The 7,466-nt window shown below is 66.4% G+C and carries 6 protein-coding genes; 2 read left to right on the forward strand and 4 right to left on the reverse strand.

The genetic code is table 11. The features are described 5' to 3' along the window. Window positions 1-367: 367 nt before the first annotated feature. The gene (locus VIQ49_RS04230; protein WP_331881154.1) at window positions 368-964 is read right to left on the reverse strand and encodes an NADPH-dependent FMN reductase; all 597 of its coding nucleotides are present in this window, start codon (window positions 962-964) and stop codon (window positions 368-370) included. A 102-nt stretch (window positions 965-1,066) separates the two neighbouring features. Between VIQ49_RS04230 and VIQ49_RS04235 the strand changes: the two genes are divergently transcribed. Further along, window positions 1,067-1,783, forward strand: a complete 717-nt coding sequence (locus VIQ49_RS04235; RefSeq protein ID WP_414731573.1) for a TetR/AcrR family transcriptional regulator — start codon at window positions 1,067-1,069, stop codon at window positions 1,781-1,783. Window positions 1,784-1,799: 16 nt separating this feature from the next. On the opposite strand, the gene eccB is transcribed toward VIQ49_RS04235, so the two are convergent. After that, on the reverse strand, window positions 1,800-3,236 hold the full coding sequence (gene eccB / locus VIQ49_RS04240; protein ID WP_414731572.1) for a type VII secretion protein EccB: 1,437 nt from the start codon (window positions 3,234-3,236) through the stop codon (window positions 1,800-1,802). Between the two features lie 99 nt (window positions 3,237-3,335). Between eccB and eccE the strand changes: the two genes are divergently transcribed. Continuing rightward, window positions 3,336-5,009 (forward strand): type VII secretion protein EccE, encoded by a 1,674-nt coding sequence (gene eccE, locus VIQ49_RS04245; protein ID WP_331881161.1) that lies wholly within the window; start codon window positions 3,336-3,338, stop codon window positions 5,007-5,009. On the opposite strand, the gene manA is transcribed toward eccE, so the two are convergent. Both manA and VIQ49_RS04255 read right to left on the reverse strand, forming a co-directional pair. Then, window positions 5,003-6,238, reverse strand: coding sequence for a mannose-6-phosphate isomerase, class I (gene manA, locus VIQ49_RS04250; protein WP_331881163.1), 1,236 nt, complete (start codon window positions 6,236-6,238; stop codon window positions 5,003-5,005). The two genes, eccE and manA, sit on opposite strands and share 7 nt — an antisense overlap. Next, the gene (locus VIQ49_RS04255) at window positions 6,238-7,338 is read right to left on the reverse strand and encodes a hypothetical protein (protein WP_331881165.1); all 1,101 of its coding nucleotides are present in this window, start codon (window positions 7,336-7,338) and stop codon (window positions 6,238-6,240) included. Before VIQ49_RS04255 ends, manA begins: the two co-directional genes overlap by 1 nt. Between the last annotated feature and the right edge of the window lie 128 nt (window positions 7,339-7,466).

A 7,466-nucleotide genomic window follows, 5' to 3' on the forward strand; every position in this document is an offset into this window, starting at 1 on the left:
CCACAACAGCACCGGATAGCGGCCCAGATTTGACTTTCAAATAGTTATCCCGGCGGCTTCGGGGAGGAGAACTTCGTTGTCCCTCAGTTCCAACCCCGTGGTGCCGTTCGGTGTTCCAAACACTACACCTAGTGTCTGACATTCGGAACCGACACAACACGTTGCGAATAACATTCATGAAAGTCCCAGGTCACGGGATCTACACCAGCATGAATTCCGGCGTGTCTCGGCGCGTCGGGCGTGTCCCCACACCAGTCACATCCGCCCCACGCACAAAACCACACGTTGCAGTCATTTCCACCTGTTGCATGCAACTGGTGGTTGTGACTGGAACGTGTGGTTTTGTCTCGGGCCGGGCCCGGTCGAATCAGGCGTCGACGGTGACCGCGTGATCCGCGAGAACCGCAACGGCGGCACGCAGGGTCTCGACGACCTCCGGGATGTCGGCGATGGCCTTGCCTTCCAGGCTGCCGATGGACAGGTGCAGGTCGACGTCCTCGACGACCTTGCCGCCGGCGATACCCACCGAACGAGCGGTGTCATCATGCGACCACTTGCCGCCGTACTGCGCGAGCGCCGCACCGAGCACACCCACGGGCTTGCCGCTGATCGCACCGGCACCGTAGGGACGCGAGAGCCAGTCGATCGCGTTCTTCAGCACGGCGGGAATGGTGCCGTTGTACTCGGGGGTGGCGATGAGCAGCGCATCTACCCCGGCCACCGCGTCGCGCAGCCGCGTCACGGCCTCATCAACCTGATCGGTGTCGATGTCCTCGTTGTAGAAGGGCAGGTTCTCGAGTCCGCTGTACACCGCAACCTCGACTCCGGCAGGCGAATTCTCGGCCGCAACCCGGGCGAGCACCCGGTTGACGGAATCCCGCCGCAGGCTTCCCACCAGCACCAGGATCTTTGCGTTGACATCCGACGCCTTGGTCGTATCAGTCGCGTTGTCGGTCAAGATCACTCCTCATTGTTCTTCTATCCGGTTACCAAGCTGCACCAGTCAAACGGACCGCGGTCCGAACCTATTCCCGATGTGGCTACCGTTACAGTCAGTGCTGTGTCCATGCCCCCTCGGCGCCCGACTCCGGGTGCAGACCAGCCGCACTCCGGCACACCTGTCGGCGCACTACCCCTCCTGACCACGTCGGCGCCCACTCCCCCGCACCCGAGCGGTCTGTCGCTGGTGGCGCCGGCCGAGCCGGAACGCGCGGACGCCGCCCGCAACCGCCAACTCCTGCTGGAAGCGGCCACGCGGCTCATCGATCGCCATGGTGCGTCCGCCGTCACGATGGACGGCGTGGCGCGTGAGGCCGGGGTCGGCAAGGGCACCGTCTTCCGCCGTTTCGGTAATCGATCCGGGCTCATGCTCGCGCTGCTCGACCATTCCGAATCCCAATTGCAGCAGGCCTTCATGAGCGGTCCGGCACCGCTGGGCCCCGGTGCGCCCGGCGAAGTGGTCGATCCACTCGACCGCCTCCTCGCCTACGGACGAGCACGGCTGGCAACGGTGGCGTCACATCTCGACATCCTCCTGGAAGCCGAAGAAGTTGGCCCCCAACGGTTCCTGCACCCCACCCGCAATGTGTCGGCCATCCACACGCGGACACTCCTGCGGGCCATGGGCTTTCGCGGCAACCTCGAGTTGATGTGCATCGCGGTGCTTGCCCCGCTCGACCCACCGGCGGTCTATCACCTGCATCACCACGACAACATGCCGTTCCACCAGATCGCCGACGACTGGGAATCAATGGTCCGATCACTGCAACCCCCGAAGGACTGAACCACGTTCGGGCGGTTCAGTTCTCGGGTGCACCGATCTGTGTTCCGGCCGGATCCGGCGTCATCCCGTCATGGGAGACCAGCGCGTTGCCCTGCGACAGAGTCGGCCCCGCGGCCAGCAATGAGATGATCGACCAGGGCGCCGGGACCGGACTGTCCCCCATCCCGAGCGCAACCCCGGTCTCCAGGTCCGGCACTCCGAACCTGACACCCGAATCACTGACATAGAACAATGATTCAGCACGGGTGCTGTCCGGCTCCGACCCGGTGACGCGGACGTAGTGCCCGCGGCCCGGTTCGACGAACACCGCATCCAGGCCGGCCCCGGGTCCATCGGCGCCCGCCAACACCACGGGCGCCTCCTTCGAGCCGAGCGGCAACGTGGATCCGAGGAGCACACTTCGCGCCGCCTGGTGATCATCCTTCGACCGTAGCCACCCACTGCACAGCACCGGGTCGGCGGCGGGATCGGACAGGTCCGGAGTCACCGACGGGAAGTCCGACACCGGCAACTCGTCGATGGTGTCCACATCGGTCAGCGCGCCCGGACCCACCGTCGGAACGCTGCCACCACCGGCTGCGTCGGCCTGCCGGATGACGTCGGCCGCCACCTCACCGACCTGTTGAACGCCCTGCGCCAGTGCGACGTAGAAGGTCGTCTCCCCGGACAGGCCGGTCACTTTGATCACCGAGCCAACGCGGATGTCGGCACCCAGCGCAGACGGCTTGCCCACGCCCGGGATCGACGGCGCCACAATGGGTTCGACCTCGGGCAGCGAGTTGAGAAGACCCGGGCTCACGGTTCGTACCGGTGCCCCGTCGATGCCCAGGGCACGCCGCACCGGAACGCTGTCGGTATCGACCCGGGCCCGCTTGCCCTCGTAGATGAGATAGGTCTCGTCACCCGTGGCGACAAGGGTGGCATCGCTCGTGGCCGCCACCCGGATCCGGTCGGTGAGTTCGGGTTCTCCGGCGACGACCGTGGTGACCGCGGTCTCGCCGGTCACCGTGTCGCAGACCGTCCACTGCGAGGTGTCGGCGGACGGTGGCCCCGGCAACGCCAGTGGGGCGCCGGGTATCCCGAGCAACGGTCCCCGCGGGTACCCGGTGAGCTTCTTCTCGGCGATGGACTTGGGCGACTCGTCGCTGCCGCTGATCAACCGGGCGGATGCGAGATTGAGAACCGGATGCAACCGGCCGTCGACGACGACATACATCGCGCCGGCCTTCTTGCTCACGATGATCTTCGAATCACCCACGGTGCCTTGCGGTTTGATGAGCCCGTACACACCGAAGCCGGCGAGCACCAGCAACGCCACCACCAGGCCGACCACCAGCGAACGCATCTGCGACCGCATCGGATCGTGCAGCATCCGCACGTCACGCCGGATCAGCGCGTGCTCGAGCCGGCGCAGCAAGAAGCGGTAGCCGTTGACCTGAGCCTTCGTCGTCAATTGAGCAGGCAAAAGATTCCCCCAATCCTCCCGCGGTGTAGCGTATAGCAGCATTGAACGCCGGGGTACGCTCGGCGTTCGACCATTGGATCGGGGCCGATGGCTGTGGGGGGATTCATGACTGTTGTGGTCGCGATCGAGTTGTTGATCGCCGGTGCGCTGGTGTTGTCCTACGACAGTGGCGCGCTGTGGTGGACTGCGCTGATCGTCGCCGTCGTCCTGTCGGCGATGCTCGTGGCACCGCCCGGCCGGACGCCGGTGGCACGGGTGCTGAGTTTGCGATTCGGGCTCTGGCGCCGGCGCCTGTTGCGTGGATCCGAACCGGACGGATCCAAGCCGGATCAGGCCCCCTTCGACATCCCTGTCCCCGACGAGACACCGATCGGCGCGCGCTGGGACGGCACGACCCTGGTCACCGTTCTGCGGATCGACACACCGCCTCCGACGATCGGATTGCTCGACCCCAGCGGTTGCACAGGCATCGCCGGTATCCCGTTGACCGCCCTCGCCGAGAGTGTCCGGCAGTTCGACATCGAACTCGAATCCATCGACGTCATCAGCCATGGCATTCGTTCACACGGCACCGGCCGCGTGGCGCAGGTCTATCTACGCACGCTGGGCCCGCTCCCGGCCACCGCCTACCGGTCGGTGCTGGTGGTCCTGCGCCTCGATCCGTCCCGCTGCCCGGAGGCTGTCGCCCGTCGCGGTGGCGGTTCCGAGGGTGCACTCCGCACCGCGATCGTCGCCACCCGCCGGGTCGCCAACCGGATCGGTGGTCGCGGACTGTCGGCCACCGCCCTGACCGCGGCGGAGATCACCGCGGCGACAACCCAACTCGCCCACGGAGCCGGCGCCGGCGAGGGCTCCGAGACCTGGGAGTCGGTGTCGGTCGGCCGACTGCACATGTCGACCTTCGCGGTCTCGCCCGATCATCTCGCACCGGCTCTCGATGCCGCGTGGGCCGTGCCGTCGGTGTCGACAACCGTCACCATGGCGCTTCGACCGAATCCCGAGGGTGACATCTCCCTCCGGACACTGGTCAGGTTCAACACGATCACGCTCGAACCGAACCCCGCCGGCGGACATTCTCCGATCGACGGACTGATCCCACTTCATGGCCGTCAGCGTGCCGCTCTTGCCGCGAGCCTGCCCGTCGGTGCCGCAGACCGGCTGCCGCCGATCGGGGAACACGTCATCGACCAAGCGGCCCTGGGCCGGATCTTCCTGGCCGCCGCCGGATGTGGCCAGCTCATCGGCGCCGATCACAGCGGACGCGCGGTGGCGGTTGATCTGCTCGGTGGGCTTCCGCATCGCATCTCGATCGCGGGCGGCCTGCACCTCGCCCAGCAGATCTTGCTGCGGGCCATCGGAGTCGGTGCCCGCGTGCTCATCTACAGCGACCGTCCCGCCGACTGGCAGCAATTCGTCACCGCGGTTGGCGATCCCGGACTCGTCGCACTGGCCGGTGGCCGCGTCTTCCCTGGGCACTTCACGGTGGCGATGTGCGACGGTCTCATCCCGACCACGGTCGATGCGCCGACGATCATCAACCTCGCACCCCCCGGCGCGCACACCGACCCGGCAGATATCCGGCTCGTCCAGAATCATGCGTCCCCTCAGGACATCTGGATCTCGACACCAGGCGGTTCGGCGATGGTCACCATGGTGGCGACCGGCGATGAGATCGGTTTCATCGGGAGCAGCCTGCCTTCGACCACCGGCGCTCAGGCACCCACGCGGCATGCCTCGGTCGGGGTCACACCGGTCTACTGACCGGGGACCAGGGCCCGGAAGAAAACACTTCGCGCACTGGCCGCGTGCACCACGACATCCGGATCGCAATCGGCCAGCCACACGGCCTGGCCCTGAGGGACCAGCAGATCGGTGTTGCTGCCCCGCAACTCGATCGCACCGGACGTGCACAGCAAGATCTGCGGTCCGGGAACGTCGAACAGGATCGAGGACGGCTTGTGGATCCCGGTGCCGTCGAGTTCCACCATCGACAACCGGAACTCCGAAATCGGTGTCTGGTAGATCAACTCGGCATTGAGTGTGTGCATCGTCGGACTGACGTCGGAACGGACCACGGGTGTGAAGTCGAGGACCCGCAGTAGTTCGGGCACGTCCACGTGTTTCGGCGTCAGACCACCGCGCAGGACGTTGTCGGAGTTGGCCATCACCTCGACGGCGGTACCGCCGAGATAGGAATGCAGATTGCCGGCGGGCAGGAACAGGCCCTCGCCCGGACGCAACGTGATCCGGTTGAGCAGCAGGACTGCCAGCACACCGGAGTCGGCCGGATAACTCTCGCCGATCTCCAGCAGTGTTCGGACCTCGGCCGCGAAGTGACCGTTCCCGGTCGTCTCCAGGTAGTGGATGGCCCCGTCCAGAACCGCCGGGATCAGGGTTGCCAGTGCCGATTCCGGAAGTGTGATCCAGGTGGTGAACAGTGCCCGCAGCCCCTGCGAATCAGGTTGTCCCGCCAGCATTCCGAGGTATGCATCGAGTTCTGGTACCTGCAGTGCGCGCAGTAGGTCGACGGTCTCGGTGACTTCACGGAAACCGGCCAGCACCTCGAACTCGCTGAGGGCCACCACCAACTCGGGTTTGTGATTGTCGTCCCGGTAGTTGCGGTTGGGCGCACCCACCTCGATCCCCCGGGCATTTTCCCGTTCGAATCCGTCTTTGGCCTGATCCAGACTCGGATGGGCCTGCAGCGACAACGGTTCGTCTGCCGCAAGCACTTTCATCAGGAACGGCAAACGGCCCCGATACCGGTCGGTGCACGCGCCACCGAGTTGACCGCGCGGATCCGCGTCGACCACATCGAGCAGGGTTTCGCCGTCCGCCCCACCGCTGACCGGGGCCGGAGCCGCCGGGTGCGCACCGAACCAGAGTTCTGCCTCCGGATGCGGACTGGGGGTGGGGAGCCCGCGCAACTGGGCCAGTGTGGTTCGCGAACCCCAGGCGTATGGCCTGATCACACCATCGAGCAGGTGCATCAGTGGCTACCGACCAAACGCAGGTAGGCGCCGGCCATGTCGGCGCGCAATGCGAGAATCATCAGAGGCACAAGGTCTTCCATACCCGAACCCCTGGGTTGCGGCTCTGCGGTGGACTGCTCGGCGGGCCCGCTGGTGCGAACGTCGACGTCGGTCAGCGACGCGGTCAGGCGGCGCACCAGCCATTCCCGATCAGGGGTGGTCAGGACCTGCACGCGAACCGGTTCACGCGGTATCGGACCGTCGATCTCGGCGTCGTGAAAGATCGGATCGTAGTCTGCCGGCATGCTGCCACCGTACCCCGCCGACAACGCGCCCGCAGCGACGACCTCACCCAGATCCGTTGCGGTACTGACGACTCCGGCACCGGCAAAAATCGCCCGCGACGCGTGCACCGCGACGACCATCCCGGCCGCGGTATCCCCTGTCCACACGGTTCTGCGATCAGAAATCCGAACCGCGAGTTCCTTTGCGGCATTGTGGAACAACTCATGGCCCGGATGATTTCCGGCGGCTTCGGAGTCCAACTCGTCGGCCATCGCCGACAGATCCGGGTGCCGGCCCTCGAACCGGACCGCACGCAATCCGTCGAGCACCGCGAACAGCGCCGCGACGTAATGCGAGAAGCGATAGGCGGCGGGGACATGCACGCGCGGTGACAGATCCACCACCGGACCGACCAGGGCGTCATTCAGCGGTCCCTCGACCGGACCGGCCACAACCACCTCGGCGCGACGCCGACCGGCCCGCGCGGCCGCATCGGCCAGGCGGGGATCACCGGCGTCGTCACCGGCGACCACCACCACGTCCAAGGGTCCGATCCACGGCGGCACCGCGGCGCACTTGATCAGCGGGACATCGATATGCGGTCCGGCGAGCGCCAGCACCAGATCCACCGCCCGCCCGCAGGTGCCGTCGCCACAGACCACGACCACCGCGCGGGGCCGGAGCTGTTCGAGTGGTGCGAGCACACCTTCGTCCCGCGCCGCGGCCATCGCCCGGCACTGGGCGCCGGCCATCGCCGACGCGGGCAGAAGACCCTCGACATCGGCGTCGAGCAGCGCGGCGACGTCGTCGATTTCGGGCGCTCCGGTCAACATGTCTCCAGCCTAGTCGCGAGTCGAGTATTTCTTCCTCGGAACCAAGGCGCCCATCAGCCCCGAACGACCCCCAGGATTCGTTCAGTCAGCTCATGCACGCGCGGTGACAGATCCACCACCGGACCGAC

This window comes from Williamsia sp. (genome assembly GCF_036566845.1).
GTDB lineage: Bacteria > Actinomycetota > Actinomycetes > Mycobacteriales > Mycobacteriaceae > Williamsia.